Source organism: Wolbachia endosymbiont of Wuchereria bancrofti, from assembly GCF_002204235.2.
In the GTDB taxonomy this organism is placed as follows: domain Bacteria; phylum Pseudomonadota; class Alphaproteobacteria; order Rickettsiales; family Anaplasmataceae; genus Wolbachia.
The window spans coordinates 12,233-29,055 of record NZ_NJBR02000093.1 but is presented as its reverse complement, the minus strand read 5'-3'; the positions used below and the strand labels follow the sequence as shown (position 1 = coordinate 29,055).

Annotated in this window: 14 protein-coding genes and 2 pseudogenes; 11 read left to right on the top strand and 5 right to left on the bottom strand. The window is 34.2% G+C overall.

Going from position 1 to position 16,823, the window contains the following annotated elements:
* Positions 1-148 precede the first annotated feature (148 nt).
* The 4 genes from CCY16_RS04825 to CCY16_RS04805 all read left to right on the top strand — a co-directional run bounded on the left by CCY16_RS04825 (position 149) and on the right by CCY16_RS04805 (position 3,875).
* On the top strand, positions 149-967 hold the full coding sequence (locus CCY16_RS04825) for a pyruvate, water dikinase regulatory protein (protein WP_088415370.1): 819 nt from the start codon (positions 149-151) through the stop codon (positions 965-967).
* A gap of 67 nt (positions 968-1,034) precedes the next feature.
* Positions 1,035-1,163, top strand: coding sequence for a ribosomal protein bL36 (locus tag CCY16_RS04820; RefSeq protein WP_088415418.1), 129 nt, complete (start codon positions 1,035-1,037; stop codon positions 1,161-1,163).
* 536 nt (positions 1,164-1,699) lie between these two features.
* Positions 1,700-2,350 (top strand): protocatechuate 3,4-dioxygenase, encoded by a 651-nt coding sequence (locus CCY16_RS04810; protein WP_088415368.1) that lies wholly within the window; start codon positions 1,700-1,702, stop codon positions 2,348-2,350.
* Between the two features lie 61 nt (positions 2,351-2,411).
* The gene (locus tag CCY16_RS04805; RefSeq protein ID WP_088415366.1) at positions 2,412-3,875 is read left to right on the top strand and encodes a leucyl aminopeptidase; all 1,464 of its coding nucleotides are present in this window, start codon (positions 2,412-2,414) and stop codon (positions 3,873-3,875) included.
* Between the two features lie 261 nt (positions 3,876-4,136).
* On the opposite strand, the pseudogene CCY16_RS04800 reads toward CCY16_RS04805, so the two are convergent.
* A pseudogene (locus CCY16_RS04800) lies at positions 4,137-5,072 on the bottom strand (Rpn family recombination-promoting nuclease/putative transposase).
* A gap of 99 nt (positions 5,073-5,171) precedes the next feature.
* Here CCY16_RS04800 and CCY16_RS07145 point away from each other — a divergent pair.
* A pseudogene (locus CCY16_RS07145) lies at positions 5,172-5,270 on the top strand (IS110 family transposase); the annotation flags it as partial.
* Positions 5,271-5,902: 632 nt separating this feature from the next.
* Here CCY16_RS07145 and CCY16_RS05725 read toward each other — a convergent pair.
* Positions 5,903-6,058: a hypothetical protein gene (locus tag CCY16_RS05725; RefSeq protein WP_179946085.1), complete on the bottom strand. Its 156-nt coding sequence runs from the start codon at positions 6,056-6,058 to the stop codon at positions 5,903-5,905.
* A gap of 103 nt (positions 6,059-6,161) precedes the next feature.
* On the opposite strand from CCY16_RS05725, the gene CCY16_RS04790 reads away from it, so the two are divergent.
* Positions 6,162-7,139: a quinone oxidoreductase family protein gene (locus tag CCY16_RS04790; RefSeq protein WP_088415362.1), complete on the top strand. Its 978-nt coding sequence runs from the start codon at positions 6,162-6,164 to the stop codon at positions 7,137-7,139.
* Positions 7,140-7,587: 448 nt separating this feature from the next.
* On the opposite strand, the gene CCY16_RS04785 is transcribed toward CCY16_RS04790, so the two are convergent.
* The 3 genes from CCY16_RS04785 to CCY16_RS04775 all read right to left on the bottom strand — a co-directional run bounded on the left by CCY16_RS04785 (position 7,588) and on the right by CCY16_RS04775 (position 10,625).
* Entirely contained in the window at positions 7,588-9,504 is a 1,917-nt protein-coding gene (locus CCY16_RS04785) for an ATP-dependent helicase (RefSeq protein WP_088415360.1), read from the bottom strand.
* A gap of 635 nt (positions 9,505-10,139) precedes the next feature.
* Complete coding sequence (locus CCY16_RS05720) at positions 10,140-10,286, bottom strand: hypothetical protein (RefSeq protein WP_179946084.1); 147 nt, start codon at positions 10,284-10,286, stop codon at positions 10,140-10,142.
* Between the two features lie 21 nt (positions 10,287-10,307).
* Entirely contained in the window at positions 10,308-10,625 is a 318-nt protein-coding gene (locus tag CCY16_RS04775) for a hypothetical protein (protein WP_088415358.1), read from the bottom strand.
* Positions 10,626-11,235: 610 nt separating this feature from the next.
* Between CCY16_RS04775 and CCY16_RS04770 the strand changes: the two genes are divergently transcribed.
* Genes CCY16_RS04770 through CCY16_RS04750 form a run of 5 tightly spaced genes read left to right on the top strand, consistent with a single transcriptional unit; the run spans position 11,236 to position 16,823 of the window.
* Positions 11,236-11,823 carry an NADH-quinone oxidoreductase subunit J gene (locus tag CCY16_RS04770; protein WP_088415356.1) on the top strand — a complete coding sequence of 196 codons (588 nt, stop codon included), beginning with the start codon at positions 11,236-11,238 and terminating at the stop codon, positions 11,821-11,823.
* The gene (gene nuoK, locus CCY16_RS04765) at positions 11,814-12,122 is read left to right on the top strand and encodes an NADH-quinone oxidoreductase subunit NuoK (RefSeq protein ID WP_088415354.1); all 309 of its coding nucleotides are present in this window, start codon (positions 11,814-11,816) and stop codon (positions 12,120-12,122) included. The genes CCY16_RS04770 and nuoK overlap by 10 nt, the downstream gene beginning before the upstream one ends.
* A 4-nt stretch (positions 12,123-12,126) precedes the next feature.
* On the top strand, positions 12,127-13,983 hold the full coding sequence (nuoL, locus tag CCY16_RS04760; protein ID WP_088415352.1) for an NADH-quinone oxidoreductase subunit L: 1,857 nt from the start codon (positions 12,127-12,129) through the stop codon (positions 13,981-13,983).
* 3 nt (positions 13,984-13,986) lie between these two features.
* Positions 13,987-15,429: a complex I subunit 4 family protein gene (locus CCY16_RS04755; RefSeq protein WP_088415350.1), complete on the top strand. Its 1,443-nt coding sequence runs from the start codon at positions 13,987-13,989 to the stop codon at positions 15,427-15,429.
* Positions 15,426-16,823, top strand: coding sequence for an NADH-quinone oxidoreductase subunit N (locus tag CCY16_RS04750; protein ID WP_088415348.1), 1,398 nt, complete (start codon positions 15,426-15,428; stop codon positions 16,821-16,823). The genes CCY16_RS04755 and CCY16_RS04750 overlap by 4 nt, the downstream gene beginning before the upstream one ends.

Genomic DNA, 16,823 nt, shown 5'->3' with positions numbered 1-16,823 from the left:
TAAATAAATAGCTTCAATGTTACAATAAGGGAACTGGCAAAGTTGTCAAGCAGTTTTTAGTTCAACTCTCTGTTTTTATATGTTCGTGCAATTTTAGTAGCAGTTTGCTTAGATCTATACTATTATTTAACATGATGCTGTATAAAATATGACTCTTAAAAAGCTCAATCTACACTTAGTATCGGACTCAAGCGGTGAAACTGTCATATCAGTTGCAAAATCAGCTCTAAAGCACTTTCGTTCTGTAGAAACAGTAGAATATGTTTGGTCTTTTGTGAAAGAAGAAGGACAAATTGATAAAATTTTGGAGGAAATCAATAAGAAAAGTAATGAGCATAACTTTGTTATATGTACTATTACTAATGATGAGCTAAGAAAATATCTAAAAGATAACTGTGTAAAATTGAAAATTCCCTATAGAGCGATATTATCACATATTATGAGAGAGATTTCATCCTATCTTGAGATTGAAAAAGACGAAAAGTTCGACTTGCATACTGAGATAAATAATGAATATTTTCAGCGCATCGAGGCGATAAACTACACTATTAATCATGATGATGGACAAAATATTCAAGATATTGATAAATCAGACATAATCTTGATTGGAGTTTCGCGCACGTCAAAATCTCCTACTAGTATGTATTTAGCTTATCGTGGCTATAAGGTTGCAAATGTTCCTTTTGTCGGTGAGATGCCCTTTTACTTTGACTTAGCAAAATTAAAAGGCAAACTAACAATAGGGTTAACAATAGACGTAAATAGGCTAGTCGAAATACGAAAAAATAGGCTTACTTCAATTAATAACGAAGATAATAATATATATGCTGATCCCAAGAAAGTAGAAAAGGAAATTAAAAAAGCAGAGGAGCTCTTTAAACAAAATAGTTGGCCGATTATTGATGTAACACAAAAGTCAATCGAGGAAGTATCAGCAACAATTATACAATATTTTAATAGGATGTAGGTAATTTATCAATTGACTAACTTTTTATAGATGACTATAATATTAGTTATTTAGTGCTGAAATGGATATGAAAGTCAAAGGGTCATTGAAATCCCACCGCAACAGAGATAAAAATTGTAAGGTTGTAAAAAGGGGTGGTAAGATTTACATTGTAAATGAAATAAAGCCAAGGTGCAAAACACGCCAGGGCTCTTAAGGTTAGTTGTCTTAAGGCAAGGGGAAAGTGCAATACTACATATGGGTGTTAGTGTACTTTCTAGTGTAAGTGCTTGGTTTGGAAAGGTATCATAAAAGAGTCCTGGAGGGGGTTTAGTTTTTTGTTCACCTTTTTCGTGTTATATGTTTCTCAATTTCTTATGTGTAGAAGTGTGCCTCAAAAAAAGAAAAAGTTACTGTATTTAAGTGTAGCTTTACTCATTTCTTCTCTTACACTGTATTTTGGCATCAGTACAGTCACAGGTAGACGTGGTTTATTGGTATTAATAAATTAAAAAAGAAGAGATAGAGTACAATAAACTTTTGCTAAAGGATATCTCTTTTAAGAAAGAGATGTTGGGTAATGAAGTATTTGGCTTATATGAAAAAGGCTTAGATTTGTTTGATTAACAAGCAAAAGATGCTTTGGATTATGTGAATCCTAATAAACTCATGGTTGTTCTTGATGTAGAATAATAACATCTTTTAAAAAAGAGAAAAAATTGCTATAATCCAAAAGAAGGCATTGTAAGTAAAATGAATGTAAGAAGTATCTTATTAGCTTTTTTAGCACAAGCTGTACTCAGTTTACCGTTGTTTGCAGCTGATCCTATTTTGCTCAACTGTATTGAAACTCCGGGAGTATATGATCTTGATGCGAGGCCAAAAACTTTTAACTCTTCAAATAATTTAAGAAGAAAGCCTGGTTCTCTAAGTAGTGCAACAGGGGAATTGATAAATATAGTAGGTAGGGTTACTGATGTAAACTGTTTGCCAATACAAAATGCTGTAGTTTCTATATGGCACGCGAATTCATGTGGCGTGAACCATTATGATGAGAATATGGAAGGTAACCAACTTGATCCAAATTTTGCTGGGTCAGGCAGGTTTATAGTGAATAACCTTGGGTATTATAATTTTATTACAGTAGCACCTGGTAAAATTGGTGATAGGGCTCCACACGTCAACTTTTTGGTTCAACATCCAGATTTTCCAGAATTCGCAACACAAATGTTTTTTGCTGACCATAATTGCGACAACTGTGCTGATTCTGTTCTTGGAAGTTTTATCGACAGTGGGCTTGCAAGCCTTCTGATAGCACCATTTGCTTATAACAACCGGGCCATTAAAACCTATACGTTTAACATTACCTTGAGCGGATGTAATAAGTTTTCTGGTAAGAAATAAAACTTGTATTTTTCGGCCGTTCTGTTAAATATTACCCTGATTAAGTATGGAGCTATGAATGATGAAAATAACAATTTCTAAAGTTTTACCTGATTTTGAAACACTAGTGGTAGGTTTGTTTGAAGATGGTGAGTTCATAAGTAATGGCAGGGTTCTGCAAGACAAGCAGATTATAAATCGCATCAAGAAATTTAGTCACTTCAATGGAGGCTTTGGTGAATTTTTTTCTGTTGCTTTATCAGATGGTAAGAATGTTATAATTGTTGGGCTTGGTAAGAGAGATGAATGGAATGAAAATAAGGAATTAAGTGTTGGCGGTAAAATATATTGTGAGCTAGGCAGATTAAAGATAAAACAAGCAACAGTTTCAATTGAAGGCAGTGCAGAAAATATTGCATATGGTGCATTCCTACGTAGTTTTAAGTTTGATAAGTATAAAACTAAGAAGGATGAAGAAATTACAGAAGTAGAAGAGATTATGGTACTAGCAAAAGATGAGCAGTTAAACAATGCTGAAAAATCATTTGAGCATTTAAGACAAGAAGGTGAAGGCATATTTCTTGCGCGTACTTTCATCACTGAGCCACCTAACGTTTTGTACCCAGAGTCCTATGCTGACTGTATAAAAAGCGAACTTACTAAATTTGGTCTTGAAATTGAAGTGCTTGATAAAAAACAGATGGAAAAGAAAAAAATGGGAGCTTTGCTTGGAGTAGCACAAGGAAGTAGTAAAGAGCCTAAATTGGTAGTAATAAGATGGAATGGAGCTTCTAAAGAACAAAAACCGATAGCTTTTGTGGGTAAGGGTATAACGTTTGATACTGGTGGAGTATCGCTCAAACCTTCACGTGGTATGGAGTCAATGAAGTATGATATGGCAGGCTCTGCTGCTGTGGTTGGAGTGATGCGCACTCTAGCTGGGCGAAAAGCGAAGATAAATGCAGTCGGTGTGGTTGCACTTGCAGAAAATGCAGTAGATGGTAGTGCTCAAAGGCCGAGCGATGTAGTAACTTCAATGTCTGGACAGACAATAGAAGTGTTAAACACTGATGCAGAAGGAAGGCTCGTACTTGCGGACGCTTTGTGGTATACGCAGGACAGATTTGCACCTAAATTTATGGTTGATCTTGCAACTTTAACTGGTGCTATAGTAGTTGCGCTTGGGAATAACGAATATGCCGGTCTTTTTTCCAACAATGATGAATTAGCAAATCGTCTCGTTGAGGCAGGGAATGAAGCAAATGAGAAGTTATGGCGTTTTCCTATGAATGAAACTTACGATAAGATTATCGATTCGCCGATTGCTGATGTGCAAAACATAGCTCCTACAGGTTCTGGTGGAGATAGCATAATGGCTGCACAATTTTTACAGCGTTTTGTAAATGATACTTGCTGGGCACATTTAGATATTGCAGGTACAGCTTGGCACGAAAAAGGCACTGATATTTCTCCAAGAGGAGCAGTGGGCTTTGGCGTAAGATTACTCAATAAATTGGTTGAGAAGTACTACGAAACGAGTGATTAAAGATTTTCATACTGAAGTTTTAAAAGTTTTCACTATATTCAGCAAAAAGAGGAAGTTAGAGTTGGTTGTTCATGTAATCTATGGCTGTGTTATATAACTGTATGAACATTTGCTTTTATTAAGGCAATGTACACAATAAATGGTGTCATTTCAGTGATCTTGCTCAAAAGAAGTAGATTAGATGTAATTCCTAATGGATTAGGCAAATAGGTGAAAAGTATGACGAATTAAAAAAAGCCTTGAACAATCAAAGAAACCATCTTAGGTAACTCCCCCTTGGGGTTTTTTAATGTCATCTACCGAAAAGCTAGTAATTTCAACTATAACCTCTATGGAGGCACCAGCCTTAAGTGAATTTTTAGCCATGGCTATTTTAGCCTGTTTTTTGCCCTCTGCTTTGCCTTTTTGATGTCCGATTTGGATGCCTTCGTCTCTGCCGATTTTTTTGCCTTTTTCAGTAGCATCATCGGGTTTTTGTTCTAAAATAGCAGCTTCTTTCTGTAAATCCATTACCCTTTCTTCATGTGCTACTAGGTCTTTCTCATCCCAATGAAATTTGTCTAATTCATTATATGCTGGTTTATTATGGTAATTTTTCTGCTATTTTTCTTAAATCTTTATCAGTTGTTTCCTCTGCATGCGTAAAGAAAAAACACCAACGCTCTATTGTAGTCTCTAGTTGTTCTACCTTGTCTTTACCTTTTGTAAATTTAGGCAACTTAATAAAGATAAATTGAAAGTCTTTTAAATAATGTCCATTGGTTTTTATTTCATGTATATTATGAGTGGAAATATAATCAATCTCTTTAGGGAATAGAGTATTATTGGAAATAGCAATAAAGAATACTTCCTTAAAATCTAAGTCCAAGTAATTACCAGACTGCTTTGAGTAAACTTTAACAGAATAAAGTTGAGCACGTTTTTCAAAGCCTTTGTCTCTAACGAGATGCATTTCTACAGTATATCTGTTACCGTGAAAATCCTTACACAGGGAACATCAACGATACTCTGTTTATCAGAAGCTATCTCAGGATTCATAATAATGCTAAGGAACTCAACTTCTTGTATGGTATTGATACCAGTAAAGCCTAAGACATCATTTAAAAAGTAAATAAGAATGTTCTTATTTTTTTCAGTGCCGAAGATTTTTTTGAATGTCAAGTCTAACTTAGGATCTAAAAATTTAGAAAAAGCCATAGTCAAAGCACTTAGAGAATATTAATAATTATACACTGCTCTACATAAATATTCAACTTTTTTACGTTTTGTCTTGTCGCTATGTGTCGCAGCAAAAAAGTGAAAGCATTTTATCAGCGTCTGGTTAATTCTGACAAAATTGCTAAAATTGCATTAGTTGCTGTTATGAGAAAATTATTATCATTTTTACTATCATAGTAAAAATGATAAATTTTATCTTGATTCTCAAGTGAATGCTATCTTTATACTGGGGTTTAACTTTCTAAACTCCAGTATCATTTACTGTTAAATTGAATAAGAGTTCTTATTTACTTTTCGTGGACTGATTGCATGTATTTAGTATTTAGTGTTAAATCAATCAAATTCCGTTCTTCGTTGTTTACTTTACAAACGTTCCAATATTCAACTAGTTCTTCGTTTTTTTTATAGGATCTGGTATTTTTGCATTAGGATTTTTTTCTAATGCACGCTCAATTAAGAGCCTACAGCAAATTCCATATTAGATTGACTTATTTTCATTATACAAGCAAACAGGATAGTCTAAAGCGGTTTCTTCACAACAGTCTTCATTTGACCATCACTTGCTTCTGCTTTTAGAAAAACTGTCAATAAGTCTACGGAACCGAACCAAGCACAGGCATATAGATATTTTTTTCTATTTTGTATGTTAACTCCTGCTTCTATTAAAGCTTTGGCCACATTTAGCAAAAAGAAGAATTTAGAATAGGTGCTAGCGTAACCCATAGCTATTCAAGCAAACTGCTTGATTTATGACGAAGTTCTGTTTCTATATCGAATTTGTGATCAATATTAAAATTTTTTTCCAGGTACTATGGAGTTTTTTTTGCTTCTGGTTCAGGTCGATTGGCCTCCTCTTTTAACTTTTCTCTCATTTTTTCTATTATATTAGTTGCACTTAAATTACAATCATTGTTTGCGCTATTTGATACTCTGCATAGAGTATAATAAAAAGTTTTATTTGTCATAACTTACCTCACTATTAATACATCCTACAGTATAGTCTCTAAATAGTTTTGCAAGAGATTAGTTGTTAGGTAACATAATTAAAGTTTTTATCTTATATTCATTATGGTTGGAGCTGTACAAATTAAAAAAACTGGAGGACCAGAAGTATTAGAGTTTATAGATAAGAGTATAGGTGAGCCAAAAGGCGAGGAAGTTTTAATACGTCACACAGCTATAGGTTTAAATCGTTATGACTTGGAGCATAGAAAAGGCATTCGCAAAGTTAAAGGTTTGCCATCAGTGCTTGGAGTGGAGGCAGTAGGAGTTATTGAAAAGCTTGGTAAAAAAATAAATGATGGTTTACGGATTGGAGATAGAGTTGGATATTGTACGGCACCACCTGGAGCATATTGTGAAAAACGTGTCATACACCAGAAATATCTGATAAGAATTCCAGATGAAATACCGGATGAAGTTGTAGCTGCGGTGCTGTTTAAAGGAATGACCGCTCACTATTTGATTAATCAGTCTTATAAAATAAAGCCTGGCGCTTTTGTGCTAGTTCACGGGGCTAATGGCGGTTTAGGACAGATAATATGCCAATGGGCAAAGGATAAAAAGGGTGTAGTTATAGGCTCTGTAAGTTCTGACAAAAAAATGAAAGTAGCTTTACAGAATGGCTGTACGTATGCAATAAATTATAATGATAAAAACTTTGTTTCTAAAATTATGGAAATTACACAAAACAGGGGAGTAGGTGCAGTGTATGATCCGATAGGCTATTCTACAAGCAGACTTTCTTTTGAATCTCTGAGTAAATTTGGTATATATGTTTCCTATGGGCAGATATCAGGTATTGCTCCGGTTAGTTTTTCTTTACTTAGTTCACGTTCTTTATTTGCCACAGGAACCTCAATATATCATTATAAGCGTGACAGATTCACATTAGTCCTCACTGCAATGGAAATCTTTGAGATGGTGAAGAAAAAACTTTTAACTGTAAGGATTAACAAAAAATATAAATTTGATGAAATAATCAAGGCTCATCGTGATATGGAAAACAGGAAAGTAAGTGGATTAAATATTATAAAAGTTTCCTAAATAAATTAAGTTTTATAGCTAATGCGGGCTAGATTTCCTTGTCATGCCATCACAATATCTTTAGTATAATCTTTAGCTATAAATATTAAGAAATTTACTAAAAAAAGCAAAGGGAACCCTGTAGTGACCAGTTATTCACTACCCATTTTATAATGTTGACGTTTCTTGATAACACTTAATAGGCACGATTCGTAACATTAGGTATACAATCCTATTATAGAAAAAGCTCAGGAAGAATGCAGGAAAGGCACCCTAGAAATTAAGCGCAACATACTAAAAAATACACCCCCCCTGGATCTTAACTTTCGATAGGCTTTAAATTGTGAAACAACCTTATTACCGATAATAAGGAGGCTAGAAAATGTGTCAAGTAATTTTTTTTATAGCTTTGTTTCTGCCATTCTATAACTTGGCCTACAACTGTATAAACATAGCAAAATTGCCTGTTTCAACAGTAGGCAATATTACTCTTAATCACTTCAACATTTTCCCTTGGTAGCTCTTTAAGAAATCGCGAAGCGTACATTGGTTGCCACTGATTATTAATTTCCCTTCTGTCTGCACATGAAATGATTAACTTTTCCTTTGCTCTAGTTATTCCGACATATGCAAGCCTTCTTTCTTCTTCTAAGGCTTTGCCGCTTTTATCTTCAAAAGACCTTTGGTGAGGAAATAGCCCTTCTTCCCAACCAGGTAAGAACACACATGGAAATTCAAGCCCCTTAGCTGCGTGAAGGGTCATGACGTGTACGGTATCGTCATTATTCATATTGTCCACCTCCATAACTAAGCTTATATGCTCCAAGAAAGTTGTAACATTGTCAAAATTTTTTAAAGATGAAATGAGCTCCTTGACATTCTCTATTCGTACTAAGCCTGTTACTTTTTCATTTTCAAGCATTTCAATATATCCTGATTGGTTCACTATAGTTTTAACAAACTTGTGTAGTGGTTTTACACTTATCATTTCTTCCCAAGCTTTAATTTTATTTAAAAAATCATTTAGTGAAAGTTTGATTTTCTCAGCTACCTGATTACTATCAACTAATATTTTTGCCGCTTCAAAGAAAGAAGTGTTGTTACCTTGGGCAACCGTGTATATCTTTTTTAAAGTGGTAGGCCCTATTCTCCTTTTTGGCCGATTCACTATTCTTTCAAAAGCTAAGTCATCATTATTGTTTGTAATGAGTCTTAAATATGCAATTACATCCCTGACTTCCTGACGTTCATAGAATTTTATGCCACTTATAATCTTGTAGGGGATCGAATATTTTATAAAATACTCTTCCAGAACTCTAGTTTGAAAAATAGCCCTAACCAGTACTGCCATGTCGCTGAATCTGTATTTATTGAGCTTTAATATCTGTTCACTTATGAATCTTGCTTCAGCTTTTCCATCCCATAATTTTATTAGATTTACCTTTTCCCCCTTGATGTTTGTTGTCCACAATTTTTTTTCTAAGCGAGTTTTATTGTGATTGATGACGTATGACGCAGTTGCAAGTATATGAGATGTTGATCTGTAATTACACTCTAGTTTGATGATTTTTGCATTTTTAAAGTCGTCGGAGAATTTCAAAATGTTTGTAACCTCTGCACCACGCCAGCTATATATCGATTGATCGTCATCTCCCACACAACAAATATTTGAGTGCTCTTTTGCAAGGTATTTCAGCCAAAGATATTGTATTACATTTGTATCTTGGTACTCATCTACCATAATATATTTAAACTTGCCCTGATAATAGGACAGAATTTCAGTTTTTTGATTGAAGAGTTGTATATTATACAGTAGTAAATCGCCAAAATCAACGGAGTTAAGGAACTTTAGCCTTTCCTGATATTGATGATAAACTTTTAATGCAATTACGTATATTGGTCTAAATAGTTGAGTTTCTTCCACTTCAGACGGCAGTAAGCACTTTTCTTTCCATTTTTGAATTGTGTTCATAATGGTACTGTGTTTTTCTGACAAATTATTGGGGCTTACTTCATTAATAATATTTTTTATTACTTGTAGTTGGTCATCCACGCCAATAATTGTAAAATTGGGGTTTAAGCCCACAATATCAGCATGACGACGTAAAATTTTTGCTGCAATTGCATGGAAAGTGCCAAGCCATAGTATATTTGTACCCGTGAGTTTGAGCACTCTCGATACCATTTCATTTGCTGCTTTGTTTGTGAATGTGACTGCCAATATCTCATCAGAATGAGCGTAACCATTTCGAATTATATGTGCTATTCTTGAGATAATCGTTCTTGTCTTTCCTGTTCCAGCGCCAGCCAGTATCAAAACTGGCCCATCTACTTTAGTTACAGCTGATTGTTGTTCCGGATTTAGCAGTGAGAGATAATCGTTCATTGCAGCCCTAACAAATATAGTTACATAAGTTAACCTTATTGTTTGTGCTCTGTAAAATTTTTATTCTCGCGTAATTAAAGCTGAGGCAAATTTTCAAATAGATCAGGCAAAATTTCTTGCAGATCACCAGCTACCAAAATGTCATCATTCCCTAAATAATTTGGTTGCGCTGGGTCCATTACGATTATTTTTCTTTAGGGTTGTGTTTTTATACAAAGCAAGAGACCCAGCTTTGTCACTACTAAGCCTACAAGTAACAATAAAATCAATTCGTTTTAAATGTTCTGGTTTGATGTTATTTATTAGCCAATCAAAATTCATTTTGCTACTCATATTTCCTAAAATCTCAGCCCCTGAACATTGGTGAAGTAAATCTACATTTACAGTTAGTAGCTACCAATTTTAAAGTGGAACTGTGTTTTTTACTGCATAATGAGCCGGGGTTGGCGTGCCATAAAATAAGCTCTGTAGAGATTATCTATAATTTTTAAAAACTTTTCTGGTTATTTAAGAATTTTATGGATAGGCGTAACAGCATCATGTTGCTTTAAATTGCGATTGTAAGAAGCTACCCCAAGTTGTTTGTTAAGCTCAGATACATCTGGTACTACTAGTGCTGATATTTCAGCGCCAGTCTAGAAAATTACATTCTTGTCATTGATGAGTTTAGCAATTTGTGGTACTGACATCCTATCTGGGGTTGTATTTTGTACATACAAAGATTGAGTAAAATGAGAGGCATTATTTAACTTTTTACTACTTGGTTTTTTGCTATTAGCCACACAACCATGTTCGTAATTTTTTTATCCTCCTTTATTGCTGAACAAAGCGTTTTCTTGCTTTGTTAATTCTTTAATTAAGTTTTCACCACTAAAAGTAAGTTGGAACCCTAGTTTGCTATTTCCTGGTCTATGCAGAAATTCTAACACCATTTCATATGCAATTGTTTCCGTTCTACTAGGTAAAGCACATACTACTGACTGATTAGCTGTTATTCTGTCGATATCTTCTGCGGAAACCTTTTGTGGAGTTTGTAGTAAAACATTTTCTGCATAACAAGCATTTATATTAAAGATTAATACGATTAAATACTTTTTTGCCTGCAGAAAATTACGCTTCACCTATGCTATTTGACAACCTCGCCTCTATTATAAACACTAAAAAAGCAGGTCGACCTTTTTAGTCAGGGGGTTTTTGCAAAATTTTGAAAAGTCGCATTTCAGCAAAACTTAGTTTGCTATAATTTTCTTACAGAAGAAAGGCAAAAGAAACCCTGTGGTGACTGTATTTACTTTAAAATATTGGTGTTTTTTATTCTTGCTTTTAGATTGCAACTGAGAATGCTAAGAAACTTACTAATCGAAAAAAAACAAAAAAGCCGGATAGCGAGTTTTGACCCTATAATAAATTAAACTAGCGCTGTAGTAATATGTTGACACTTAGCTTAAGCTCGATTTGGCTGTATGTAGAAAATTTTAAAAGACATGGAGCCACGATAATTTGATGTAATCCACCAATAAACACCTGAGTTTTTTTACTGAATTTTATTGTTAAACCTGCAGGTCAAAAATAAGTTGTGAGTTCACAAATACCCTTGGTACTGTGATAATGAGGTTGTTGAAATTTATCAAGTAGTTTCTATGTATCCAATACGCTGCTGTGCGAGAAGTTTGTTGACTTTACAATAATAGTTACTTTAAATTAGTAACTGTTATTGCAGTTAAAGTATTAATGCCTTTTTTCTTTTATTTTTTTTCAATTTTGAGCATTTTATCCGCTGCTTGTGTGATTAGCGTAAGGAATCCTGTGCATGCAGTGTTATTTTTGATTTTTACCTTCGTTAGCTCTACAGTGCTTTTTATCCTCCTTGGGGCTGAGTTTATTGCTATGATGGTATTGATAGTGTACATCGGTGCGGTTGCAGTATTATTCCTCTTTGTGGTTATGATGCTTGATATTGACTATATAAAAGTACACCAAGGTTTTGCAAAGCATTTCACTTTTAGTGTTATATTATGTGTTGTGTTTTTTCTGATTATCAGCTTTATAATCCGCAGCTCAGCACTGAATATAAGCAATGTTATAGACTATAATGCTAATAACGTGAAAGCTATCGGTGATTTGTTATATACTGACTATATGTATGCCTTTCATCTTTCCGGTATTTTACTGCTTGTTGCGATTGTCGGTGCAATTGCTCTTACTTTGCAGGACAAGAAGAAGGGAATTAAAAGACAGAATGTATTAAAGCAATTGACACAGTCTTCGTCTGTAAAGTTGGTTAAGGCTAAGTTTAGAAAAGGAGCGGAATGGAAGTAGGATTGAATCATTTCTTGGTAGTTGCTGCTATTTTGTTTACTATTGGAGTGTGCGGTATTTTTATCAACTGTAAGAGCATAATCAATATACTGTTATCAGTGGAAATATTACTTCTGGCAGTTAATATCAACTTAGTTGCTTTTTCTGCCTTTATGCATGATATAGTTGGACAATTTTTTGTCATGTTTGTGTTGACTGTTGCCGCAGCGGAGTCGGGTATAGGACTTACAATACTGGTTGTGTATTATAGAAGACGTGGCAACATAGATGTTGAGCAAGCAAATTTAATGAAAGAATGAAGGTATGACAGGTATACTAAAATTGATAGTATTTTTGCCGCTTTTTGGTTCATTATTTGCAGCGTTCTTTAGAAGGGATATTTTTAGCCAGTTAATTACAATTGCAGGGATTGGAATATCTGCAGTTTTATCTTGGTATATTTTCCTCAACTTCTCTAAAAATCATCATGTCGTTTTATTTCCTCTGCTTTCATTGAGCATCCTGAAAGTAGATTGGGCAGTTAATGTTGATGCTCTTTCATCTTTGATGCTAATTATAATTACTACTATTTCGCTGGTAGTTCATCTCTATTCTGTTGGTTATATGGAGCATGATAAGGGGAAATCTAGGTTCTTTTCTTACCTATCACTATTTACGTTTTGCATGATTGTGCTAGTTGTAAGCGACAATTTCGTGCAACTTTTCTTTGGCTGGGAGGGAGTTGGCTTATGCTCTTATTTGCTCATAGGATTTTGGTTTCAAAAATATTCTGCAAATAATGCGGCAGTCAAGGCATTTGTTGTAAATAGGGTAGGAGACTTTGCGCTATTAATTGGAATTTTTCTTATTTATTATATGTTTCATTCTTTGAATTTTACTGAAGTTTTTGACACGGCTGACCTTTTTGGTGCACAGAACATCAGGACATTCTGCTGTGAGTTTAAAGTAATTCATATAATATGTGTATTACTTTTTATTGGCTGTATGGGTAAATCTGCTCAGCTTGGCTTACATGTTTGGCTGCCGGATGCGATGGAAGGGCCAACTCCCGTGTCTGCGCTTATTCATGCAGCAACGATGGTGACGGCTGGTATATTTTTAGTAGCAAAATGTTCTCCATTGTTTAAGCTATCAAATGTAACGCAAGAGTTAATAGTTACTGTTGGTGCGCTCACTGCTTTTTTCGCAGCTACTGTTGCAATTACTCAAAATGATATAAAGAAAATAATTGCTTATTCAACTTGCAGCCAACTTGGTTATATGTTTATGGCGTGTGGCCTTTCTGCTTACAATGTTGCTATTTTTCATTTAATGACGCACGCCTTTTTTAAGGCTCTATTATTTCTTGGTGCAGGTAATGTGATTCATACAATGCATCATGAGCAAAACATTCAAAAAATGGGAAATTGCTGGAAGAAAATTCCCTACACTTATGCTCTCATGTGGATTGGATCTCTTGCACTTTCTGGAATATTTCCATTTGCAGGTTTTTACTCAAAGGATTTAATAATTGAGCATGCTTATAGTGTGGATAGTTTTGCTTTTGTAGTAAGTTTAGTTATTGCATTCTTTACAGCGCTTTACTCTTGGAGGTTGTTACTTCTTGTATTTCATAGCCAAAGACAAAGTAAAATCAATATGCATGAAGCACCAAAGATTATGCTTATACCACTACTGATACTTGCTTTTGGATCAGTATTTTCTGGAATGTGGGGAACAAATATTTTGAACATAACTAGTAGTACATTCTGGAAGTCAAGTTTAGTAGTTGTTGGTGGGCATACAGTTCATAGTTTCTTTATAAAATTATTACCGACCATAACGAGCCTAAGTGGAGTAACATTTGCATATTTGGTTTACCACTATCAAATAATAAAACAAATTAAGGGTAGTTTTTTACTTAAGTTTTTACAGAATAAATGGTACTTTGATGAAGTATACGGACTTATTATAGTTGCACCGGTGAAGTTTGTATCTAGGCTCCTATGGAAATTTGATGTTAAGGCTATTGATTCGTTTGGACCAAATGGTGTCGTAAGGTTAGTTGATGAATGTTCAAAGAATGCTATAAAGTTACAAACTGGCTATATATTTGATTATGCGTTTATTATGTTTGTTACTTTAGTAATCAGTGCTTTGTATATTATTGGAATTAAATAAACAGTGTTATTACTTAGCATATTTTTGCTTCCGCTAATAGGAGCATTGATTTTATCTTTAATCAAGATTGATTATAAATCAATATATCTAAGATTCATCTCTCTACTTTTTTCTGTACTTCCATTTTTGCTTAACGTTGTAGTTTGTATAAAGTTTAATTATAACAATACAGACTTTCAGTTTGTCAGCTATCCAATTAAAAATGCTGGAATAGGAGTGGATGGTATATCGTTGCTTTTCCTTCTACTTACAACTTTCTTGTTTGTTATTTGTATGCTCTACAATTGCAAAATGAGTTATACGACCCTCAAGTCATGTATGGCATTATTTTTACTGCTTGAGGGTTTTGTAGTTGGTTTCTTTATTTCGCTGAATGCTATAAGCTTTTATGTATTTTTTGAAGCTGTTTTAGTACCAATATTCTTTATTATTAGCATCTGGGGAGGGAAGCAGAGGATATATGCAGCATTTAAGTTATTCCTCTATACACTGGTTGGTTCATTGTTATTTTTGCTTGGATTAGTATATATTCATAATATTTTTGGAACGTTTGATATACGGAAATTAGCTACATTAGTACCAAGTCTTGATCCTGAAGTGCAGTCATTGCTATGGATTGCATTTTTTGCTTCTTTTGCAATAAAAGTACCGATGGTTCCATTTCATACTTGGCTTCCTGATGCACATGTGCAATCGCCAACTTCTGGATCTGTGGTTTTAGCTGGGTTGCTTATTAAAATGGGGGGATACGGATTTTTAAGATTCTCGATTCCAATGCTTCCTCAGGCAAGTTTCCACTTTGCAAATTTCATTATTGTGTTAAGCGCGGTTGCAGTAATATATGCTTCACTAGTTGCATTTGCTCAGGATGATATAAAGAAGTTAATAGCTTATTCTTCAATAGCACATATGGGAATCGTTACTGCTGGCCTCTTTTCATTTTGTGAAGAGGGAGTGCTTGGTGCTATATTTCAAATGATCAGTCATGGGCTTATTTCTTCTGCTTTATTTTTATGTGTTGGAATGCTATATACTCGAACTGGAACTTTAGAGATTTCGAAGTATTTCGGCATAGTAAATACAATGCCAAAATTTGGTTTTATGTTTATTCTATTTTCAATGTCTTCGATAGGGCTACCTGGAACATCTGGGTTTATAGGTGAATTTTTGGCTATGGTTGGGATGTTTAAAAGCATAGGATTTTTTACAGGGTTCATCGCACTTGGCACTATTTTGAGCGCAGTTTATATGCTGAATTTATGTAAGCAAACAATATGGGGAGTTAGCTATTCTAAATTGTTAAATAACCGCTTGGATAGGATAGAATTTTCTATCTTAGTTCTGCTTGCAGTGCTTGTTATTTTGCTTGGATTCTACCCAACTCTTGCACTGAATTATTTAAAGCCATGCATGGTAAATTTGTTAGTCAAGTATAATGCCCTATGAACTACATACAGATATTGCCGGAAACTTTTTCTATTATTTCCTCGTTAGTATTGCTGCTGCTTGGAATTGTATTTAACCGCCGCACTATTAACTTATTGGCGCTTGGCTGCACAGTGGTCACATTAATTATTTTAATTCTGTCAGCGAAAGATAGTGGGTTTTTCCCCTTTAATTCATTGTTGAAACTCGATCTATACATTAGGTCAGCCCAGGGGTTGATCCTTATTGCGGGAATTTTAGTACTTTTACTGCTAAATTTATCAAAGTATGACTATGAGTATGAATTTTCAATACTGATTCTTTTTACGCTGTTTGGCATGATAACTTTGGTTTCAGCAAATAATTTAATTTCTTTTTATTTAGCTTTTGAGTTGATGAGTATACCTTTATATGTTCTTGCAAGCTTTAATAAGGATTCAGTTTATTCATGTGAGGCAGGAGTAAAATATTTTACACTCAGTGCGTTATCTTCCTGCATCATGCTGTATGGAATGTCGCTACTTTATGGATATACAGGACTGGTCAATTTTTCTGAGTTAAGTTCATTTTTGGAAAATCATCAGATAACTTATGGAATAGTTTTTGGGTTAGTACTTATCCTTATTGGTTTATGTTTCAAGCTTGCTATTGCTCCTTTTCATATGTGGGCTCCAGATGTCTATCAAGGTGCACCAACTATAGTAACTGCATTTTTTTCTACAGTTCCAAAAGCGGCACTTGTGACGTTTTTAATTCGATTTTTTATGGGTGAAGAGTTAGTAGGTGTAGAAAAATATTTTCAACCTGTTCTTTTATACATTTCAGCACTATCCGTACTTATTTCAGCTTTTGGAGCTTTACGCCAAAGGAATCTAAAGAGGCTTCTAGCTTACAGTTCAATTGGTCATCTTGGCTTTATACTTGCTTCACTTTCTATCTTTACACGAATGGGGACAGATAGTTCCTTGATATATTTGGTTATCTATATCATTACAAATATAGGATTGTTCTCATATTTTATACAAATTGATGATGACGATTGCAGTGTTGCAAATTTATCTGGCATAGGAAAAAAGCGTCCGGTTTTGGCATTTCATCTTTCTATACTATTATTTTCGATGGCAGGAATACCTCCACTTGCAGGTTTTTTTGCTAAACTTTTTATATTTAAAAGCTTGGTGAATTCCGGCTTTATTGGTATGTCTTTGATTTTCATAGTAGCAAGTGTTATATCATGTTACTACTATTTAAGTATCATAAAAGCTATGTATTTCGATAAGCCTAGTGACAGTAAAGTTATTTATTCTAAGAGTCTATTTATTATTACTTCAGTAGCTTCATTAATTAATATTGTTCTTTTTATGTGCGTAGAGGATTTATATTCACTGATTCATTTAGTAACTAAAAGTTTATAA

Bases quoted from the DNA above. Each gene is read 5' to 3' on its own strand.
- CCY16_RS04825 (WP_088415370.1), top strand. From the start codon at position 149: ATGACTCTTAAAAAGCTCAATCTACACTTAGTATCGGACTCAAGCGGT.
- CCY16_RS04820 (WP_088415418.1), top strand. From the start codon at position 1,035: ATGAAAGTCAAAGGGTCATTGAAATCCCACCGCAACAGAGATAAAAAT.
- CCY16_RS04810 (WP_088415368.1), top strand. From the start codon at position 1,700: ATGAATGTAAGAAGTATCTTATTAGCTTTTTTAGCACAAGCTGTACTC.
- CCY16_RS04805 (WP_088415366.1), top strand. From the start codon at position 2,412: ATGAAAATAACAATTTCTAAAGTTTTACCTGATTTTGAAACACTAGTG.
- CCY16_RS05725 (WP_179946085.1), bottom strand. From the start codon at position 6,058: ATGACAAATAAAACTTTTTATTATACTCTATGCAGAGTATCAAATAGC.
- CCY16_RS04790 (WP_088415362.1), top strand. From the start codon at position 6,162: ATGGTTGGAGCTGTACAAATTAAAAAAACTGGAGGACCAGAAGTATTA.
- CCY16_RS04785 (WP_088415360.1), bottom strand. From the start codon at position 9,504: ATGAACGATTATCTCTCACTGCTAAATCCGGAACAACAATCAGCTGTA.
- CCY16_RS04770 (WP_088415356.1), top strand. From the start codon at position 11,236: ATGCCTTTTTTCTTTTATTTTTTTTCAATTTTGAGCATTTTATCCGCT.
- nuoK (WP_088415354.1), top strand. From the start codon at position 11,814: ATGGAAGTAGGATTGAATCATTTCTTGGTAGTTGCTGCTATTTTGTTT.
- nuoL (WP_088415352.1), top strand. From the start codon at position 12,127: ATGACAGGTATACTAAAATTGATAGTATTTTTGCCGCTTTTTGGTTCA.
- CCY16_RS04750 (WP_088415348.1), top strand. From the start codon at position 15,426: ATGAACTACATACAGATATTGCCGGAAACTTTTTCTATTATTTCCTCG.